The sequence below is a fragment of the Bifidobacterium callitrichos DSM 23973 genome, assembly GCF_000741175.1.
GTDB lineage: Bacteria > Actinomycetota > Actinomycetes > Actinomycetales > Bifidobacteriaceae > Bifidobacterium > Bifidobacterium callitrichos.
Genome location: NZ_JGYS01000003.1, coordinates 182962 through 201089 on the forward strand (window position 1 = coordinate 182962; position 18128 = coordinate 201089).

At 63.9% G+C, this 18128-nt stretch carries 14 protein-coding genes, 1 tRNA gene and 1 pseudogene; 12 read left to right on the forward strand and 4 right to left on the reverse strand.

From position 1 onward, the window contains the following. Window positions 1–29 precede the first annotated feature (29 nt). Complete coding sequence (gene galE, locus BCAL_RS02635) at window positions 30–1043, reverse strand: UDP-glucose 4-epimerase GalE (RefSeq protein WP_043164874.1); 1014 nt, start codon at window positions 1041–1043, stop codon at window positions 30–32. A 231-nt stretch (window positions 1044–1274) separates the two neighbouring features. Here galE and trmB point away from each other — a divergent pair, with 231 nt between their 5' ends. Then, on the forward strand, window positions 1275–2201 hold the full coding sequence (gene trmB, locus BCAL_RS02640) for a tRNA (guanosine(46)-N7)-methyltransferase TrmB (RefSeq protein ID WP_043164873.1): 927 nt from the start codon (window positions 1275–1277) through the stop codon (window positions 2199–2201). Window positions 2202–2266: 65 nt separating this feature from the next. After that, window positions 2267–2338 (forward strand) — tRNA-Glu (locus BCAL_RS02645). A gap of 159 nt (window positions 2339–2497) precedes the next feature. Here the strand turns inward: BCAL_RS02645 and BCAL_RS14045 are convergent. Continuing rightward, window positions 2498–2758, reverse strand: a pseudogene (locus BCAL_RS14045) (helix-turn-helix domain-containing protein); the annotation flags it as partial. Between the two features lie 470 nt (window positions 2759–3228). Here BCAL_RS14045 and BCAL_RS13455 point away from each other — a divergent pair. The 8 genes from BCAL_RS13455 to BCAL_RS02685 all read left to right on the forward strand — a co-directional run bounded on the left by BCAL_RS13455 (window position 3229) and on the right by BCAL_RS02685 (window position 7139). After that, the gene (locus BCAL_RS13455) at window positions 3229–3402 is read left to right on the forward strand and encodes a hypothetical protein (protein WP_162834849.1); all 174 of its coding nucleotides are present in this window, start codon (window positions 3229–3231) and stop codon (window positions 3400–3402) included. Between the two features lie 41 nt (window positions 3403–3443). Continuing rightward, window positions 3444–3599 carry a hypothetical protein gene (locus tag BCAL_RS13460; protein ID WP_162834848.1) on the forward strand — a complete coding sequence of 52 codons (156 nt, stop codon included), beginning with the start codon at window positions 3444–3446 and terminating at the stop codon, window positions 3597–3599. Continuing rightward, window positions 3596–4807 carry a helix-turn-helix domain-containing protein gene (locus BCAL_RS12570; RefSeq protein WP_043164871.1) on the forward strand — a complete coding sequence of 404 codons (1212 nt, stop codon included), beginning with the start codon at window positions 3596–3598 and terminating at the stop codon, window positions 4805–4807. The genes BCAL_RS13460 and BCAL_RS12570 overlap by 4 nt, the downstream gene beginning before the upstream one ends. Next, the gene (locus BCAL_RS02665) at window positions 4804–5331 is read left to right on the forward strand and encodes a WhiB family transcriptional regulator (protein WP_043164869.1); all 528 of its coding nucleotides are present in this window, start codon (window positions 4804–4806) and stop codon (window positions 5329–5331) included. The genes BCAL_RS12570 and BCAL_RS02665 overlap by 4 nt, the downstream gene beginning before the upstream one ends. Window positions 5332–5374: 43 nt before the next feature. After that, window positions 5375–5971, forward strand: coding sequence for a ParA family protein (locus BCAL_RS02670; RefSeq protein WP_043164867.1), 597 nt, complete (start codon window positions 5375–5377; stop codon window positions 5969–5971). Between the two features lie 4 nt (window positions 5972–5975). Next, window positions 5976–6215: a hypothetical protein gene (locus tag BCAL_RS13665; RefSeq protein ID WP_033495367.1), complete on the forward strand. Its 240-nt coding sequence runs from the start codon at window positions 5976–5978 to the stop codon at window positions 6213–6215. A gap of 130 nt (window positions 6216–6345) precedes the next feature. Beyond that, window positions 6346–6753 carry a hypothetical protein gene (locus BCAL_RS02680; RefSeq protein WP_043164849.1) on the forward strand — a complete coding sequence of 136 codons (408 nt, stop codon included), beginning with the start codon at window positions 6346–6348 and terminating at the stop codon, window positions 6751–6753. A gap of 17 nt (window positions 6754–6770) precedes the next feature. Continuing rightward, a complete protein-coding gene (locus tag BCAL_RS02685) occupies window positions 6771–7139 on the forward strand; it encodes a hypothetical protein (protein WP_223847823.1) in 369 nt (122 codons plus the stop codon). A gap of 102 nt (window positions 7140–7241) precedes the next feature. On the opposite strand, the gene BCAL_RS02690 is transcribed toward BCAL_RS02685, so the two are convergent. Next, window positions 7242–8255, reverse strand: a complete 1014-nt coding sequence (locus BCAL_RS02690) for an Abi family protein (protein ID WP_043164848.1) — start codon at window positions 8253–8255, stop codon at window positions 7242–7244. Window positions 8256–8644: 389 nt separating this feature from the next. Between BCAL_RS02690 and BCAL_RS02695 the strand changes: the two genes are divergently transcribed. Continuing rightward, on the forward strand, window positions 8645–12940 hold the full coding sequence (locus BCAL_RS02695) for an LPXTG cell wall anchor domain-containing protein (RefSeq protein ID WP_043164846.1): 4296 nt from the start codon (window positions 8645–8647) through the stop codon (window positions 12938–12940). Between the two features lie 171 nt (window positions 12941–13111). Here BCAL_RS02695 and BCAL_RS02700 read toward each other — a convergent pair whose 3' ends face one another. Continuing rightward, window positions 13112–14593, reverse strand: a complete 1482-nt coding sequence (locus BCAL_RS02700) for a glycoside-pentoside-hexuronide (GPH):cation symporter (protein WP_043164844.1) — start codon at window positions 14591–14593, stop codon at window positions 13112–13114. A gap of 362 nt (window positions 14594–14955) precedes the next feature. On the opposite strand from BCAL_RS02700, the gene lacZ reads away from it, so the two are divergent. After that, window positions 14956–18117 (forward strand): beta-galactosidase, LacZ type, encoded by a 3162-nt coding sequence (gene lacZ, locus BCAL_RS02705; RefSeq protein WP_043164843.1) that lies wholly within the window; start codon window positions 14956–14958, stop codon window positions 18115–18117. The last annotated feature ends 11 nt before the right edge of the window (window positions 18118–18128 follow it).

The following is an 18128-nucleotide window of genomic DNA, read 5'->3' on the forward strand; positions in this document are numbered from 1 at the left end:
GCCCAGATCAGTCGATCACGACCGTAAAATCAGTCGGTCTGCTTCCAGTTCTCGACGTCGATGTGGTGCTCCGGGTTGGCCTGCCACGCCCTCCACGCGGACTCGACGATGTCCTCCACGTTGTACTTGGCATGCCAGCCCATCTCCTCGTTGATGCGCTTCGGGGAGCCGATGAGGTGCGGCGGATCGCCGGCACGACGGCCCTGGACGTGCTCCTGGAACGGCAGGCCGGTGACCTTCTTGAGCTCGTCGACGATCTGACGCACGGAGGTGCCCTCGCCGGTGCCGACGTTGAACGCGTCATACTTGCGCTCGTCGCGGTCGAGGTACTTCAGGGCGGCGATGTGGGCGTCGGCCAGATCGGAGACGTGGATGTAGTCGCGCACGCAGGTGCCGTCCGGAGTCGGGTAGTCGTCGCCGAAGATCAGCGGGGCCTTGCCCTTCTTCAGACGATCGAGCAGCATCGGGATGAGGTTGAGGATGGCCGGATCCTCAAGCTCGACCGGACCGCAGCCGGCGACGTTGAAGTAGCGCAGCGCGCAGAAGCGGATGCCGTAGCGGCCCTCGCAGGCGCGGGCCATCCACTCGCCGAACAGCTTGGTTTGGCCGTAGGGGTTGATCGGCAGCATCGGAACGACGTCCTCGGGCACCACGTCGACCGGCGGGACGCCGTAGGTGGCGGCGGAGGAGGAGAAGACGAGCTTCTTGGTCTTCTGGGACTTGCTCATGCCGGTCAGGACGTTGAGCATGCCGCCGATGTTCTGCTGGTAGTACCACAGCGGCTTCTCGACGGACTCACCGACCTGCTTGCGGGCGGCGAAGTGGATGACGGCGTCGACGTCCTCGGCATCGAGGATCTCGGCGAGGCGATCGCCGGCACCCGGAGCGGAGATGTCCATGCCGTAGAGGCGGGAGCCCTCGATGCGCGTGGGTTTGCCGTAGCTCAGATCGTCGACGACGACGACCTTCTCGCCGGCTTCGTGCAGCGCGTGGACGACGTGGGCGCCGATGTAACCGCACCCACCAGTGACGAGAACTGTCATGTTCTGGCCTTCCTATCCATGAGAGAGGCATGCGGTCCGACTACGCGAGCCGCTGTTCGCTTCTGCTCACATTTGTTATCTTTTCGAACAATTTGAGTATAACACGTAACAGGACCGAACACACGCGATTCATCTGCAATCGTGGTGAATAATGAGATAAGCGCGCACGGCAAGACCGTAAGAGACCGCGATAGACCGCGGCGGCCCCGACGAATTCACAGAAAGGACCCCATGACCGACACCACGTCATCACCCGAAACGACCGAAACGACCGAGGCGACCACGCTGGAGGCAACGCCCGAGACACCCGAAACGCAGACGGCGTCCGCAACCGAAACCGATCCCACACCTGACTCCCCCGCCGAGCACCCCGCGCACCCCATGCACAAGGTACTCTCCTTCGTGCGTCGATCAGGCCGACTCGACGCCAGACTCCAGCGCGCGTGGGACAACTACGCCGGCGACTACCTGCTCGACATCGCCCCGGCCGCGGGATCACTTGACGTGCGGGAAGGGTTCACGCTTGACCACGATTACGTGCGCCACGCGTGGGGCAACGACAATCCGCTCATCATCGAGATCGGCACCGGTCAGGGGGAGAACGTCGTCGCGGCGGCCGAGTCGCGCCCGAACGAGAACTTCCTCGCGCTCGAGGTCTACGATCCGGGCGTCGCGCACACGCTACTGCTTGCCGGCAAGCGGGGACTGAAGAACATCCGCGTGGCGCAGGCCAACGCGCCCGAGCTGTTCAAGGCGTGCGCCGACGGCGTCGCCGCGGAGGTGTGGACGTTCTTCCCGGACCCGTGGCCCAAGATGAAGCACCACAAGCGCCGCATCGTCCAGCCGGAGCTTGCTGGCGAGATCCGCCGCACGCTGGCCGACGGCGGCATCTGGCGCATCGCCACGGATATAGAGGACTACGCCCTGCACGTGCACGAGGTGATGGACGATCTCGACGGATGGCGCAACGAGGGCGGGATCACCGTGAGCCTGCCCACCGGACACGTCGGCAAGGGCAACGCCGAGCTCGCGGCGGACATGCCGCACGCCGACTTCACGGAGTCGACGCGATTCGAGGGCCGCGTGCTCACCAACTTCGAGAAGAAGGGACTCGCCGCCGGCCGCGTGATCCACGATTTCACATACCGCAAGGCGTGACACGCCGAACAGGTACGGCGATTTGCTCTCCGACGACGACTTGTGTATTCTAACTCGAGTTGTCAGCCCCCATCGTCTAACGGTTAGGACACCAGACTTTCAATCTGACAACGAGAGTTCGACTCTCTCTGGGGGTACTCACCGGCTCCGGGCTCCACGAGGTATCGTGGCCCGGAGCCTTTTGTTTCCAACGGTTTCAGGCCGCCAGCTTGGCCTTCAGTTGCTCGCACAGGAAACCCGGCGGTGGCCACTGCCACCAAAGATGCACCTCCGTCACTGTTCATTCCGCGCATCATCTGCTCGTACATCGACGCATCCAGCAGGGAGAGCGGGGGGACGTTGAAGAATTCCGCCACTGCGGCGATGTCCTGGATGGTCCAGGAAGTCTTGCCGGTCATCTTCGCGGACACGGCGCCCCTCTTCAGCCCCAGTGCCGCGCAAAGTGACTGCTGGGTCATCCCGCGGCCGGTCAGCTGCATGTTGACGTTCCAGATGAATACCCTCTGCAGGTAGTCGCCGAGTCCATTGGATTCGGTCGACGGTTCGATTTTTGCCATATCAAGTCCTTTCAGATTAGAGTTGTCCAATATCGATGGACATAATCCTACAACAATGATTTGCCGCTGTGCAAGTTTCTTGCTATATTGTCTATTGTGAATGGACTGACGGCAAAAATAATGGATTCTCCGATGCGTCGTTATATGACGGCGGCGGGTCTGAGCTGCCGAGACCTCGCGAGGGAGATGGGTACGTCCAAATCCTCGGTCGCGGGAAAGGTCAACGGCTCGATACCGTGGCAGCAGTCCGACCTGATCTGGCTGGCCATTCACCGAAACCTGTCCCCTGGGTATGTGCTCGGCATCGACGCCTATCTCACGGATGGCGGGTGGAAACCCGAAACGAGAATCCCCGGACCGGCTGGAACCCGGCGCGGGGATTGAACGGCAACAACCATGGAGCCGCGGGCGCGCATATCCGCCAAGATCAGACGCCCGTCGTTCCGATTCCCCGAAGGAGGGTCATCGCCATGACCGATTCTACCAATACTGCCGGCATTCGCCGGGCATCTGTCTTCGAGCCTAATCGCCAGCGCGACGCCGTGCGGCGGACGACGCGGGGTGGCGGCAACGTCGATCTGCGCATCGCGAAGGCTCATGTGCTGTCCATGCTCGCCCACCCGTCCCGGGGCTCGCGCCGCTGAGGCGCGCGTCCGCGGACCGTTTCCCCGATACCGGCCGAACCATGTGGTGGTTGGTCGTTGCCGCCGTGTGCATGTCCGGCGGCGTTCTCTCGTATGCGTTGTGCCGCGCCGCCCGTCTGGGCGACGACATCGGCGCGAGACTGCGCGAACGCCGCGAAGCGGACCCGGCGCATGACGGCGGGAAGGTCGAGCGATGAGCAGCAGAGCCGAGAACTGGGCATGGGAGCGCGACGACGTCAAGGGCATCACCAAGTTCGTGCTGGTGTATCTGGCCCGCCGCGCCTATTACGACGATGGCGCCGCCGCGTGGCCGAGCGTGGAGACCATCGCGTTCAATTGCGGGTGCTGTGAGCGCACCGTGATCCGTTCGTTGCAGGAGCTGGAGCGCAAGGGCTACATCAGGCCCGGCGACCAGGAGATGTCGGCGCGTAACCCGCGCACCCGCAAGCCGATCGCCAAGGGGCACCGCTCGCGCGTGTGGGACGTCGTCATGGACGGCGACCATCCTGCCGAGAACATCGAGGAGAAGCCCCGGAACCTGGACGCGCTGGCGGAAGGCGACGGCAAGCCGGATCCGATGAAGGACAATTTGTCACCCGACGGATTGTCACCCGAGCCGAAGGACGTGGAGCCGAGGACAAATTGTCCCGGAATCTTGGACAGAAAGTCACCCAATAGACAAGTGATAAACAATTCTCCCCTCATCCCCTTCGGGGATGCTCCCCTCAACGCCGAACAAGCCTCCACGAAGCCGGTCGCCGACCCGAAGCCCGAACCCGTTCCAACGACCGATTGGGGCAGGGCCCTGCCTCCAAGGGGTTGCAGGAACCCGCTATGGGTGCCCGAACCCGGCAAGCTGCCTGAGCCGGTCACGGAACGCGCAGGCCAAGAGGTGCGCGTGCTCGACGGCATCCGCCGGCGCATGCTCGCCGTGGACCAGAGGTTCGATGTTCCGGCGACCATGGCCGACCGCAAGGCCGTCCACTCGCTGCTGATCGACAGGCCGTACGGCGAGATCGTCGCGACGATGGACTGGGCGTACCGCAACCGCTACTGGCTGCCCCGGCTCACCAGCGGCGCCAGGTTCGCCGCGAACTACGTGCAGCTGCGGCTGGAAATGCTCACCCATCCCGATCCGACGGGCAAGCGGGCGCCAGACGCCCCGCTGCCGGTCGTCAAGGATCCCAACCGGGCGATACCGGTCAGCTCGTCGTCCGCGAGCCGTGTGCCGATCTACGGGGCTGCGCTGCTGCGCACCTCGCTGTGCCAGGAACACATCGAAGGCGTCATCTCGCAAGAGACGTGCCCGGTATGCGCGTACGACAAACGCAACCACGCCACCCACGACGTCGCCGGACGGCGCAAGACGAAGACAGGCGCGCCGGCGGAGGCGGTGCGGCCATGAGCGGGGACGGGCAGCGTCTTGAGGCGTGGAAGAAGGCCGGCGAATGCCGCGACTTCCCGCAACCATGGTCCGACTACCTGTGGTCGCTGGAGTTCGAGCACCGTCCCGGCGACGCGAAGGCGTTCCACTCGGTCGCCAAGGCCGTGTGCGAACGATGCCCGGTACGCGCCGAATGCCTGGCCTACGCGGCCAGCGGCGGACTCGAATGGGGCGTGTACGGCGGCAAGGTGTGCACCGACCGGCGCAGGATCGCGCGCATGGCCGAAGCCGACGGCGTCCCCTGCCGGGACCGCGGCCTGCCGTGGCCGCAACGCTGGCGGCTGCTCACGGACTGGATACGCGCCCACCGGAACGTGTTCGACGAAGCCACCGACGAGGCCAGCGCCGAACGCCAACAACGACGCCTGCGCGCACGGGGCAGGACGGCCGATCGCCCCGCCCCACATGAGCCGTCAGACAATCAAACAATCAAGCAAGCAGGAATCCAAGCAATCCAGCAAGCAAACAATCAAGCGACCGACTGACCAGGTTCGCATGATCGCCGACAGTCGCAAAGGAGAAGAACGAATGCGCATCGCCATAGCCAACGCCAAGGGCGGGGTCGCGAAGACCACGTCCAGCATCTACATCGCCTCGGTCATCGTTTCCAGAGGCGGCAGGGCCGTCGTGTACGACGCCGACCCACAGTCCAGCGCGAGCCTGTGGGCCGCTGCCGCGGAACAGACCGCGGACCCGCTGACGTTCGACGTGCTGCCCGCCAACCAGGCCACGCTCCGCCAGCTCGCCGCGGGAGCCGACCCGGACGAATGGGCGATCATCGACGCGCCGCCGCAGGGGCCGACCCTGGACATGGCCATCAAGGCGGCCGACTTCGTGATCGTGCCGGCATCGGACTCGCCCATGGACCTCCAGCAGGCATGGAGCACCCTCGACATGGCCAGGATGAGCACGCCCGCCGCGCTGCTGCTGGTCAAGGCCGAACACAACACGAAGGCGTTCCGCGACACCATGGACGCCCTCAACGCCATGGACACTCCCCGGTTCGACACGATCGTGCCGAAGGCCCAGTCCTACAAGCGTTCGCTCGGCACCAACCCGCACCAGCTGGGCGAATACCGCGACCTCGTCACCGAACTTCAGCAAATCGCCGGAAAGCAGGAGTGAGACCATGCAGGGCAACTACCAGCCACTGGCACGACCTGTGCCGTTCGACGACGTGCTGCGCCAGCAGAACAAGACATCCAAGGCCACGGGCGAACCGTTGGTCATGCTCTCATTGCGCATACCCGTATCGCTCAAGACCCGGCTCAAGACCACGGCCGCCGCGCACGACCTGCCCATGCAGCAGCTCCTGCGCGACGCCATCGAACGCGAGCTCGACCGGCTCGACGGCGACGACGAGCCGTAACCCGTCAGACAATCAAACAATCAGGCAATCCGACAATCCAGCAAGCAAACAAGCCGACAGCCAAACATTCAGGCAGTCAAACATGCAGACGCGATCCGGCAAGCCGGCGCGTCTGCGGAAAGGAGACACTATGGACTATTCGATGGAGGTCTCCGTGCTCGGCGACCGGATCAGCATCGGCGAGGAGGCGCACGTCATCACCCTCGGCGTGAACACGGGATTCCCCGCGGGCTCCACGGCGGGACTGGCGTACACGCTCTCGCCATTGCAGGCCCGCGTGTTCGGCGCGCAGATGCGCGCGGCCGCGGACGCCGCGGAGGGACATCCGGGCATGCCGTCCGACGAGGAGGTGAACGCGGCGGCGAAGGTGTTCTGCGGCGGCGTGTGGAACGGGTTCGACCCCGCCAGCATGATGCCGACCGAACAGTTCGACCGGTTCTGGGGCGACGGTGAGGGCCACCAGCTCTACCTGGAGATCGCGCGCCACGCGCTCATCGCCGCCCGCATGTCCATCCTCGCCGGGCAAAACGAAAGCTGACAAGCAAACAAGCCCGCATGCAGACAATCAAACAATCAAACTTGATTGCATGCAGGCAAGCTGACATGCAAGCAATCAAGCAAACCAACAATCAGGAAAGCAAACAATCCAACAATCAGGAACGGAGCAGAACCATGAACGACAACCACAACGAAAACGAGGAGCCCTTCGACGGCACGAGCGAGGATTCCACGCTCGAAGACCAGATGAGCGCGCACATCGCGGCCATCGCCGCCAGCGGCGTCGCCGCCGAAGCCGAAGCCCTGGCCAACCGGCAAGCCGACATGGCGGCCAAGGAACGCCGCGAAACCAGACTGGCGCTCCTTGCCGCCGTCACCGTCATCGCAGGTCTTATGGCCTATGTAATTACTCGCATCGTCAAATAAAGACGATGTTTCTGTCGCTTATCATTTCAGGGACGGGTAATTCCTTGGATCCACGTCCCTGAAAGGCGCGCGTTTCCCCATTTATGCAATTAGGATGCCCCGTCAATGAGCTGAGCCATTGACTCGCCACAGCGGCGACACCCGCCATCCGTCAGGGAATCCCATATCAGACTTCGGAATCTGAGGGTGCCTATCCATAAGGGAGATGAATTTCTCCGTCCACGCGGGTCCGTCGATCTGGGATGTCAGGTAGTTCTCCATGGTGAGGAATGCAGCAGGGCCGGAGGACTTACGGAAGATATCCCAATCGTTACCCCACCAACCCTTTGCATGGGATCCGCTGCGATGCTTCGGCAGTTTCGGCGCTATGCGGGTGCTGGTTTCGTTCCAGAAGCGATCATGATGCGCGGTCATGTTCCGGGCCTGCCGGATAGTCTCAAGCCAATTGGAGAGGATTTTGGCGTCGCCGCGTACGGCGGGATTCGGGTTGGGGTTGAAGATATGCAGCTTGGTGGCCAGCTTTCTCTTGATATGGTCTGGCGCACCTTGGTAGAAGTTCTCCTTGAGTGTTCCGTAGCTCAGGCATCCGACGATCATCCAGTACGGAGGCAGCGGATCACTGTAGGTACTCCGGAAATGCCTGAGGTACGGAAGATTTGATTTGGTGAATGTCGAACGCAACGAGGAAAGGCAAGCCAGATGGTCGTCATAGCTCAACCCCGGGAGTCCTTCCCGTGTCATGTAGCCGAATTCGCCGCCGAATACCGATAGCTCATGGGCGAGGAAGCTCTTGAGATAAATCTCGATGGTGACGATGCCGTCGAATACCAGCATCCGCAGTTCCTGATCGAACAGATACCTATCCCAGATATCCTTGAATTGCACATCTTGACGGAAGGGCAATGAGCGCTTCGCCGACTGCTCCGATACCGGGGTGAGGAACGGATACCAGTATCCTTTCAGCCGAAAGTATCCCACTTGCTCGATTCGACGCTCAAGGAGCTCGCGACTTATTCCGGACAAACCGTTGTCAATGAGCTTGGCCGATAAATCATCCAATGATTTCGGCGGATGCTGCGGATAGGGGCGGAGCTGTGGAGTATCATTCTCGTCCATCGTTCCTCCGATAAGAAAAATGCCACCCTAGTGTGCTTCAGTGAGAGGCAATGGTGGCTTTTAACATCGCTAATTGTAGCGAATATATCGCCTTTCGTAAAGATACAGAACACTCCGTACATCTAGTATCCAAAGCAAAGCAATGCACTAAATGTAGTATCCGCGTCATGTTTCATCCATGAACGGGTTGCCAATCTTCGTCACATGTCCGCCGCAGCATCGCTCGATGCGGGGTGATGCTGATGGTGCGTCCGGGGTCCGGCGGCCGGCCGTCGGGCTTGCGGGCGTGCTTTTCTTCCAGGGACCCGGGAGGAGGCGGGTTCTGGAGTCCCCGTCTCCTCCCTTTCCCGGAGAGGGGCGCTTCTGTCGTATGTGGGAAAGGATTTCGTATGAGGTTCGGGAAGAAGGGCACCGGTGCGGTGGCGTCGATCACCGCCGCCGCGGCGTTGCTGGCCTGCTTGGTTCCGGTCGCGTTGGCCGATAACGGTGGCGGCGGTTCCGGTGAGGACGGTGGCGGTTCGGGCGGTGGTCCGACGCAGACGGCCGATGTGCATTGGATCTACAAGGATTCGTGGCCGGCCACTCTGGATGGCATGAAGACGGCGTTGAGTGACGCGAAGGTGCGTCTGTCGTCCGATCTGGCGAACGGGCAGAACCAGTTCGTGAACATGAACAAGACTTTGAGCGACGCGATCGATGAGTGCCAACGCTCCTATACGGGTGAGGGGAACGCGGACTGCCGTCTGGTGGCGGTGGGCTACGTGCGATTGGCGGATGGTTCGTTCAACGGCAGCTATGTGAGCTCGAACGCGAAGAACCGTTGGGAGGCGCAGTGGAAGGCCGAGGCGAAGGGCGACTACACGTATCAGGGCCAGAAGTACTCGACTTCGACCACATGGAAGGACAAGCTCGGCACGCGCAGCGTTGACTCTCTGGCGCAGGAGTCGATCAACTCCAACCCGAACGCCTCGTTCCGCGTGATCGTGCTGGCGCAGAACCAGCCGCCGGTCGATTACAAGCTGAACGTGGCCACCAGCCACAAGCAGAAGACCGACATGCAGGTCGGCTCCACCGACCCGATCGGCGACGTCATCCATGCAGACAACGGCGGTTCCGCGATCAAGGAGACGTTGAACGGCACCGCGATCATCCATTACGAGAACGGCCCCTATCTGCCCGCGAAGAGCGTGAGCAAGTCGATCAGCTTCTCCAGCAATGGGGATACCCAGCTCGACAATCTCGCCTCGCCGAAGGATTTCGGCATGAAATACTGGGCCGAGGGATCGTACTGGATCGACATCCAGGTGCCCAAGCAGGGCCGCATGCAGGCGGCCGTGGACACCGCGGACCGTGACCCGGCCGAATCCTGGAAGGTGAGCTCGGTGCCGCCCGAACCCCCGGTCAAGAAGATCGAGGACGGCGTGAGCGCCGACCGGATGACGAACCGCACCACCATCACGTACGGCACCGGCCGCGGCGGCTACGAGATGCGTTTCCGCGACGTGATCGAACCCAACGGCGTCGAATACTCCGTGGACAACTACAGGCTCATCGACAGGACCGACGGCAACCGCGACGTTTCCGGCGAGTTCGAGATCACTTGGGACAAGGCGTCGAACACGGTGTCGGCCGCGCGTTCGGCGGACAAGGGCGAGATGTCCATGGACCATGTCTACGAGTTCAGCTTCGACGTGACCGTGTCAAAGCCCTCCGACTTCCAGCAGGTCAAGGACCATGCGTGGGGCAAGTGGAACCATGAGCCCGAGGCCGACGCCGGAACGAAACAGTTCGATACGTGGCGGCCGAATCCCGACAAGAGCTGGATCCGCCTGAACGCGAAGGGCCAGTGGGAGGCGGTCATCGACCCGAAGGAGACCAACCGGACCGGCGCCGACGATATGACGCTTCTGGACGGGGACCGGGTCGCCTCGGTGGTCAACGGCACCATCGCCAAGAACCTCATCCAGGCCCCGGAGACCCTGACGCTCACGGACGACTGGTCGGCCGCCGACTACCTGTTCGACGCCGACGACAAGTCGAAGATCAAGGTGTACGAGGCCGACGCCGGCACCGATCGCGAGTCCAGCGTCACCGACATCGCCAACCACGGCAGGGACGTCACCGACCAGTGGACGATCACGATGGAAGACACCACGGTGACCGCCACCGCCGGCCGGGCCTACCGCGAGGGATTGAAGGGACTGAAGACCGCGAAGCAGGTCACGCTGCTCATCCCAGGCAAGGCGGCCTACGCCAACGGCAAGGGCGCGGGCCAGGTGCGCGACGACTTCGACAAGCAGGCGAACGACGAACTGTCATTCTGCACCGCGCCGAACGGCAAGGCGCTGACGAACAAGGGCTCCCAGACCGTCAACACGCACACCATCCCCACGAACGAACCGAAGATCTGCGGTTACATACCGCCCGTCGTCAAGGACGTGGTCGGCGAATCCTCGCAGGGCGGCGACCAGGCGTCCGTGGACGGCAGGGTCGTCTACCCGGGCCAACGCGTGGAATACCGTCTGGAGACCCAGCCCCACCTGCCCGGCAATCTCGCGTACTCGGTCAGCGAGGTGGCGGTCACCGACACCTACGACGAGCATCTTGAAGTGGACAAGCAGACCCTGGAGGTCACCGACCTGTCCACCGGCAGGTTCATCCCGAAAACCGAGTACGAGACCCAGTGGAACGACTCGCAGCACGCGGTGCGCCTCGTGTTCTCCGACGGGTATGTGAAGACCAACTGGCGCAACGGCGCGAACCCGCGCATCATCGTCCGCTTCGAGGGCACGGTCGCCAAGGACGCGCCCACGGACACCAAAATCGGCAACCAGTGGGCATTGACACTGAACAACATGGTCACCCCGAGCAACAGGGTGTGGAACGAGCCTCCCGACTTCACGCCGGTGAAGAAGGACACCCAGGCCGACCCGTCCATCAGCATCGACGGCAAGACCGCCCTGCTGGGCGACCGGATCTACTACCGCGTGATTATCGACGCCAAGCAAACCAACCAGGCCTACAAGGTCTGGAGACTCGGCATGACCGACGACTGGGACGACGAATACCTCTCCCTTGACGCCAAGCGCATCGAGGTCACCGACACCGCGACCGGCAAGGACGTGACCGCGAAGTTCAACATCGCGGCGATCGACGGCGTCGCCTACGTGTACGCCAAGACCGCGGACACGAAGGTGCCGGCCACCGGCGAGACCATCAAGGGCGACCCCCAGCCCAAGAACCTCAAGGAATACGCCGAAAAGAAGGACCACGACCCGTTGAAGGAGCCAGCCATCGACCAGTCGATGCTGGGCACGAGCTACGAGGTGATCCTGCCGATGACCGTCATCAAGGTCACCGACGGACATATCGTGAAGAACAAGGCCACGCAGGTCGTCAACGACACCCGCAAGGACACCAACGAGGTCGCCAACCCCCTCAAACCCGTCAACCCGTCCAAGGACGTGGTCGTGAAGGTGGACGGCGAATCCATCGACAAGCAGAGCGTATACCTCAACGGCCTGTTCCTCTACCGCCTCGACAGCTCCGTGCTGCCCGCGCACCGCGCCTACCAGAAGGTCACCGACTGGAGCATCACCGACCCGCTCGACACCGAGCACGACCAGTACACCGGCCAATGGGCCGTGTACGCCATGCGCGACCTGACCGAACAGGGCAAGGTGATCGCCCATAAAGGCATGAAGATCGCCGGCAGCAGCTTCGACGCCGGCGCATACGGCGGCGAACTGTTCACCCTCGCGCAGGACGACAAGGGCGTGGTCACCGTTACTGCGACCCAGCGCATGCTCGACCTCATCAGCGGCAACGACGAAAGCGAGCAGGCATGGACCGCGTTCATCCAGTGCAAGCGCGTCAAGACCGGCGAACACATCGCCAACCGGTTCGACGAAACCCTCAACGGCACCAAACGGCCTTCCAACCAGGTCGAGACGCACACGCCCGACATGACCCCGAGCCTGAAGATCGAGAAATGGGACGAGGCCTCCGGCTGGCCGGCCGGCGACCGCGACCAGGTCAAGGACGCGCTGGCCATGCAGGGCGACACGCGCATCGTGTTCACCATCACCAACACCAGCACCGCCGACCCCGACACCAAGCAGGGCGCATGGTACCGAACCAAGGACCTGAACCTCAAGGACCAACTGGTCGCCGGCGACGGCCGGGTGACCGACCTCGAATACCCCGCCGATTGGGACAGCCGCATCCTCAAGCCCGGCGAAAGCGTCGAGGTCAAGGGCGTCCTCAAGGGCGTGACCGACCATCACACCGACCGCGCCACGGTCACCGGCACGCCTCTGATCGAATGCGTCGTCTCCGACCCGGATCCGTTCGACGGCAAGGACGAGACGTCCGCACCCGATGACGCGGTCACGATCGACGGCAGGCTCGTCTGCCCCGACACCGAAGTGGTCAGCAACACCGACGACTGGAACGGCTACCGGACCGGGCTCGCCCACACCGGCGCCGCCATCCAGGGCGTGATCGCCGCGGCGATCACCCTGCTCGCCGTCGGCGTGGGACTGGTCGCCGCCCGCAGGTTCAGGCGCGGGAACAACGCCGCCGGCCGTCACTCCGGCACGATGCAACCCGTCGATGCCGAGGACGCCGACGCGGATGCCGTCGAAACCGTGGATTCGGTTCCCGGCGGGCAATCCGTGGTCTGACCGAAGCGGCAGGGACCGCTTTCTGCCGCGATGATTCTTCCGGCCGGACGACAATCCGGCCGGAACCCCGCCGGTTCTCTTCCTTCTTCTCTCCCCGGCGGGCATGGCAACGGCCCGGCGCCAACGGTTCAAACCGTTAGCGCCGGGCCGTTCCCTTGCTGCCCTGATTGCTTACTGCTTGTCGGTTTCCTCGGAGGCGAGTCGTTCTTCGAGCTGTTCGACGATGTGGTCGTGCATGTTCTCGTCGATCTTGACGGTCAGGAGGAAGACGACGAGGCTGGCGACGATGCCGGCGAGCGGCAGGTAGTAGGCGCAGGTCTTGAACGTGCGGATGTTCGCGGCGGTCATGTCGGCGGCGGTGGCGTTGCCGACCATGCCGGCGGCGACGGCCACGAAGCCCACGATGCCGTTGGACAGCGCGCCGGCGATCTTGTCGAGCATCGGGCGCACGGAGAGGGTGACGGCCTCGTTGCGCTTGCCGGTCTTGAGCTGTCCGTATTCGATGGAGTCGGTCATGCTCAGGATGGCGGTCATCTGGATGGTCTGCGCGGGCAGGTAGAAGAGGACGAGCGCGACGATGACGACGGGCAGGTTCATGGGCGCGATGATGAACAGCGTGTAGCCGGCGATCATGAACGCCATGCCGGCGGTGTACAGCCAGCGGCGCGGGATGCGGCGGTTGAGCACCGGGTAGAGGGGCGTGGTGACCAGTCCGGTGATGACCGGGATGACGCCGGCGATGGAGAAGCTGTCCGGCGCGCCGAGCACGTATTTGAACTGGTAGAAGAGCACGCCGGTGGTGGCGACGTTGGCCACGGAGTACAGCAGGTAGCTCAGGGCGACCCACAGGAGCTGGTCGTTCTGGGCGATGGCCTTGAACGCCTCGATGGGGTTGCCGTTGGCCTCGGCCTTGGCGCGCAGCTCGCCCTGGTTCTCGCGGGTGCCGAACGCGACGCTCCACGCGGTCAACAGGCCGAGCACGGCGATGATGATGGCGAACGCGGCCCAGCCGGTGCGGCCCTGCTCCCATTGGCCGGTGAACTTCCAGGTGAACCAGCTGACGACGGGCACGACGATGACGGTGACGCCGTTGTAGCCGATGGATCCGGTGAACGCGCCGAGCGCGGTGTACGTGCTGCGTTCGTGCGAGTCGGAGGAGATCGCGGGGATCATGCCCCAGTAGGAGATGTCGCGCAGCGAGTAGATCACGTCCAGCAGGATGAACACGATGACGAACAGGACCATGAACACGCCGGTGTTCACGTCCACGAGGCCGAACAGGCCGGTGAACACCATGATCAGCAGGATGCCGGGCACGAGGCCGCCGATGAACTGCCAGGGGCGGAACCGGCCCCAGCGGGTGTTCGTGTTGTCCACGAGGTTGCCGAGCAGCGGGTCGAGGAAGATCTCCGCGATGCGGATGACCACCACGAGTCCGGTGATCACCGCAATGAGGCGCGCGGCCAGCGTCTTGTCCACGTCGATGAACAGCGCGGTGGTCACGAACGTGATGAAGAACGTGCTCATCGTGTTGTAGAACGCGGCCTGTCCCAGATTGCCGAACGCGTATGCGATCTTCTGGCCCATGTTCCTCGCGGGCGCTGCCTGCGGTTGTCCGGGCGTCGCCGTGCGCTGTGTGGTGGATCCGCTCATGGTGTGGTGGCCTCCTTGCGACCTGTAAAGAATCCGTGCGCGGGAACAGCTCCGATCCCGCAAGACGCGAGTATAGAACTTTCTCAAAAAAGTAAAAAACTTTACCGCGTGTCGCAAGCAATGCCAACGATTCATGTTCGCCAATCCAACACGCCGCGCGGGCGCCAGCAGTGGTCGGAGACCGGATTATCGTTGATAAGTAACGGCTTTCCGCCGTTCTTGCGGTCGCAGTCGGGACAAGCGCAAGAAGTTGCGTAAATTAGTAAATATCTTTATCATCATTGTGCAAGGAGTCACATTCGGAGGCTCCCGCACTGCGGCGGCAACGACGCGACGCAATCCGATGCGAAAGCGAGGACATCATGAACACAACCGACGATCAGCGGAAGAACGGCGATCCGATCGTCTCCCCGTCCATGCCGACGACGGCATGGCTCGCCGACCCGCGCGTGTACGCGGTCCACCGGCTCGACGCCCATTCCGACCATGCATGCTGGTCGCACGCCCCCTCCGGCGGCGAGGGCACGGATCTCACGCAGAGCCTCGACGGCGAATGGCGGGTCCGCGTCGAGACGGCGCCGGCGAACAGCTTCCCCGACGGGACGAGCGACGGGCCGGATTGGATCAGCGACGTGTCGCCGTTGTTCGCCGCGCCGGGCTTCGACGACTCGTCGTTCTCCCGGGTGCAGGTGCCCTCGCATCTGGAGACCGCGGGGCTGCTCGCCCCGCAGTACGTGAACGTGCAGTACCCGTGGGACGGCCACGAGGACCCGAAGGCCCCGGCCATCCCCGAGCATGGCCATGTGGCGGTCTACCGACGCGAGTTCTCCGCGGAGGGCGCGGTCGCCCAGGCCATCCGCGAGGGCCGTACGGTGACGCTCACCTTCCAGGGCGCGGCCACCGCCATCTACGTGTGGCTCAACGGCGCGTTCGTCGGATACGCCGAGGACTCCTTCACGCCCAGCGAGTTCGACGTGACGGACGTCATCAGGAAGGACGGCAACGTGCTGGCGGTCGCCTGCTACGAGTATTCGAGTGCGAGCTGGCTGGAGGACCAGGACTTCTGGCGGCTGCACGGCCTGTTCCGCTCCGTCGAGCTCAATGCGAGGCCCGCCGCCCACGTCTCCGACATCCACGCCGAGGCCGATTGGGAGCCCGCCACGTCGATCGGATCGCTTTCGCTGGACGTGCTGATCGACGGCGCCGCGAACGCCGCGACGGCCGATCTCGCACTGCGGGACAAGAACGGCGCCATCGTCTGGCGCACCGCCACGGAAGCGGACGGGACGCTGCACGCCGAGGCCGAGATCGACGACGCGGCCCCCTGGAGCGCCGAACGCCCCGACCTGTACGAGCTGTCCGTCACCCTGCTCGACGCGGACGGCAAGGTCCTGGAGACCGCGCGCACTCGCATCGGCTTCCGGCATGTGGCCATCGAGGATGGCATCCTCAAGCTCAACGGCAAGCGTCTCGTGTTCCGCGGCGTCAACCGCCACGAGTTCGACTGCCGGCGCGGCCGTGCCGTCACCGAAGAGGACATGCTGTGGGACATCCGCTTCATGAAGCGCCACAACATCAACGCGGTGCGCACCTCGCACTACCCGAACCAGTCACGCTGGTACGAGCTGTGCGACGAATACGGCATCTACCTGATCGACGAGACAAACCTGGAGACCCACGGCAGCTGGAACAGCCCCGGCGACATTCCCGTGGGCACCTCCGTCCCCGGCGACGACGAGGCCTGGCTGGGCGCGTGCATCGACCGGCTGGACAGCATGATCCTGCGCGACCGCAACCATCCCAGCGTGCTCGTCTGGTCGCTGGGCAACGAATCCTACGCGGGCGAAGTCCTCAAGGCCATGAGCGCGCACGCGCACCGGCTCGACCCGTCCCGCCCCGTCCACTACGAAGGCGTCAACTGGAACCACGCCTACGACGGGATCAGCGACTTCGAAAGCCGCATGTACGCCAAGCCCGACGAAATCCGCGACTGGCTCGAACATGGCGACGAACGGGGCGAGGCGAACAAGCCGTTCGTCAGCTGCGAGTACATGCACGCCATGGGCAACTCGTGCGGCGGTCTGAGCGAGTTCATCGACCTCGAACAGTACGAGCGCTACTCCGGCGGGTTCATCTGGGACTACATCGACCAGGGACTCGTCCAGCGCCTGCCCGACGGGCGCGAACGCCTCAGCGTCGGCGGCGACTGGGCCGACCGGCCGACCGACTACGAATTCGTGGGCAACGGCATCGTGTTCGCCGACCGCACGCCTAGCCCCAAGGCGCAGGAGGTCAAGCAGCTGTACTCGCCGGTCAAGCTCACCCCCGACGGACACGGCGTGACCATCGAGAACCGCAACCTGTTCGCCGGCACCGACGGCTACGTGTTCGCCGCACGGCTCCTCGAAGACGGGCATGAGATCTGGCACGCCGACTACCGGTTCGACGTGGACGCCGGAGACACCCAGCGCCACGACATCGCCTTCCCCGACATCGACACGGACGGGAATACGCGCGAGGTCACCTACGAGGTCGATCTCCTGACTGCGGAAGCCACCGCATGGGCGCCGGCCGGCTACGAGCTCGCGTTCGGCCAGCTCACCGGCACACTCAACCCCGAACGGGACATCACCGAGACCGATCATGACGACGACGGCCGCGCGACGGTCACGCTCGGCCGATGGAACGCGGGCATTCGCCGCGACGACGAGGAAATCCTCCTGTCGCGCACCCAGGGAGGCATCGTCTCCTGGAAGCGGGACGGCCGGGAAATGGTCATCCGACGCCCCGAACTCGTCACCTTCCGCCCGCTGACCGACAACGACCGGGGCAACCGTTCCGGATTCGACCGCGCCGCATGGTTCGCGGCCGGTCGCTACGCCGTCGTGACCGATACGAGCATCGCGCAATCCGACGACGGAGGGCTCACCGCCAAATACCGGTACGAGCTCGCCGACCCGGACCACACGCCCGTGACGGTCTCCTACCGCATCACCGCCGACATGCGCATGCGACTGACCGTCGAATACCCCGGCGGAGCCACCGGTGCGGCCAGCCTGCCCGCGTTCGGCGTCGAATGGGAACTGCCCGGCGAATACGAGCGTCTGCGCTACTACGGCCCCGGCCCCGAGGAGACCTACCGCGACCGCAAGCAGGGCGGCAAGCTCGGCATCTGGAACGCCACCGCGAAGACGAGCATGGCACCGTATCTCATGGTGCAGGAAACCGGCAGCCACGAGGACGTCCGCTGGCTCGAAGCCACCGACATCCAAGGCCACGGATTGCGCGTCACCCAACGCGGCGACCGTCACTTCACGGCCAGCCTGCTGCCCTGGAACACCTACATGATCGAAGCCGCGCGCCGACATGAGGACCTGCCCGAGCCGCGCCACAACTACCTGCGTCTGCTCGCGGCCCAGATGGGAGTCGGCGGAGACGACTCCTGGGGAGCCCCCGTCCACACGGCCTACCAGCTGTCCGCCGGCAGGCCGCTCACCCTCGACGTGGACCTCGAACTCATCTGACCGGCAACGGG

Bases quoted from the DNA above. Each gene is read 5' to 3' on its own strand.
- BCAL_RS13665 (WP_033495367.1), top strand. From the start codon at position 5,976: ATGCAGGGCAACTACCAGCCACTGGCACGACCTGTGCCGTTCGACGAC.
- BCAL_RS02690 (WP_043164848.1), bottom strand. From the start codon at position 8,255: ATGGACGAGAATGATACTCCACAGCTCCGCCCCTATCCGCAGCATCCG.
- BCAL_RS02695 (WP_043164846.1), top strand. From the start codon at position 8,645: ATGAGGTTCGGGAAGAAGGGCACCGGTGCGGTGGCGTCGATCACCGCC.
- BCAL_RS02680 (WP_043164849.1), top strand. From the start codon at position 6,346: ATGGACTATTCGATGGAGGTCTCCGTGCTCGGCGACCGGATCAGCATC.
- BCAL_RS13455 (WP_162834849.1), top strand. From the start codon at position 3,229: ATGACCGATTCTACCAATACTGCCGGCATTCGCCGGGCATCTGTCTTC.
- lacZ (WP_043164843.1), top strand. From the start codon at position 14,956: ATGAACACAACCGACGATCAGCGGAAGAACGGCGATCCGATCGTCTCC.
- BCAL_RS02700 (WP_043164844.1), bottom strand. From the start codon at position 14,593: ATGAGCGGATCCACCACACAGCGCACGGCGACGCCCGGACAACCGCAG.
- BCAL_RS12570 (WP_043164871.1), top strand. From the start codon at position 3,596: ATGAGCAGCAGAGCCGAGAACTGGGCATGGGAGCGCGACGACGTCAAG.
- BCAL_RS02665 (WP_043164869.1), top strand. From the start codon at position 4,804: ATGAGCGGGGACGGGCAGCGTCTTGAGGCGTGGAAGAAGGCCGGCGAA.
- galE (WP_043164874.1), bottom strand. From the start codon at position 1,043: ATGACAGTTCTCGTCACTGGTGGGTGCGGTTACATCGGCGCCCACGTC.
- BCAL_RS13460 (WP_162834848.1), top strand. From the start codon at position 3,444: ATGTGGTGGTTGGTCGTTGCCGCCGTGTGCATGTCCGGCGGCGTTCTC.
- BCAL_RS02670 (WP_043164867.1), top strand. From the start codon at position 5,375: ATGCGCATCGCCATAGCCAACGCCAAGGGCGGGGTCGCGAAGACCACG.
- trmB (WP_043164873.1), top strand. From the start codon at position 1,275: ATGACCGACACCACGTCATCACCCGAAACGACCGAAACGACCGAGGCG.
- BCAL_RS02685 (WP_223847823.1), top strand. From the start codon at position 6,771: ATGCAGACAATCAAACAATCAAACTTGATTGCATGCAGGCAAGCTGAC.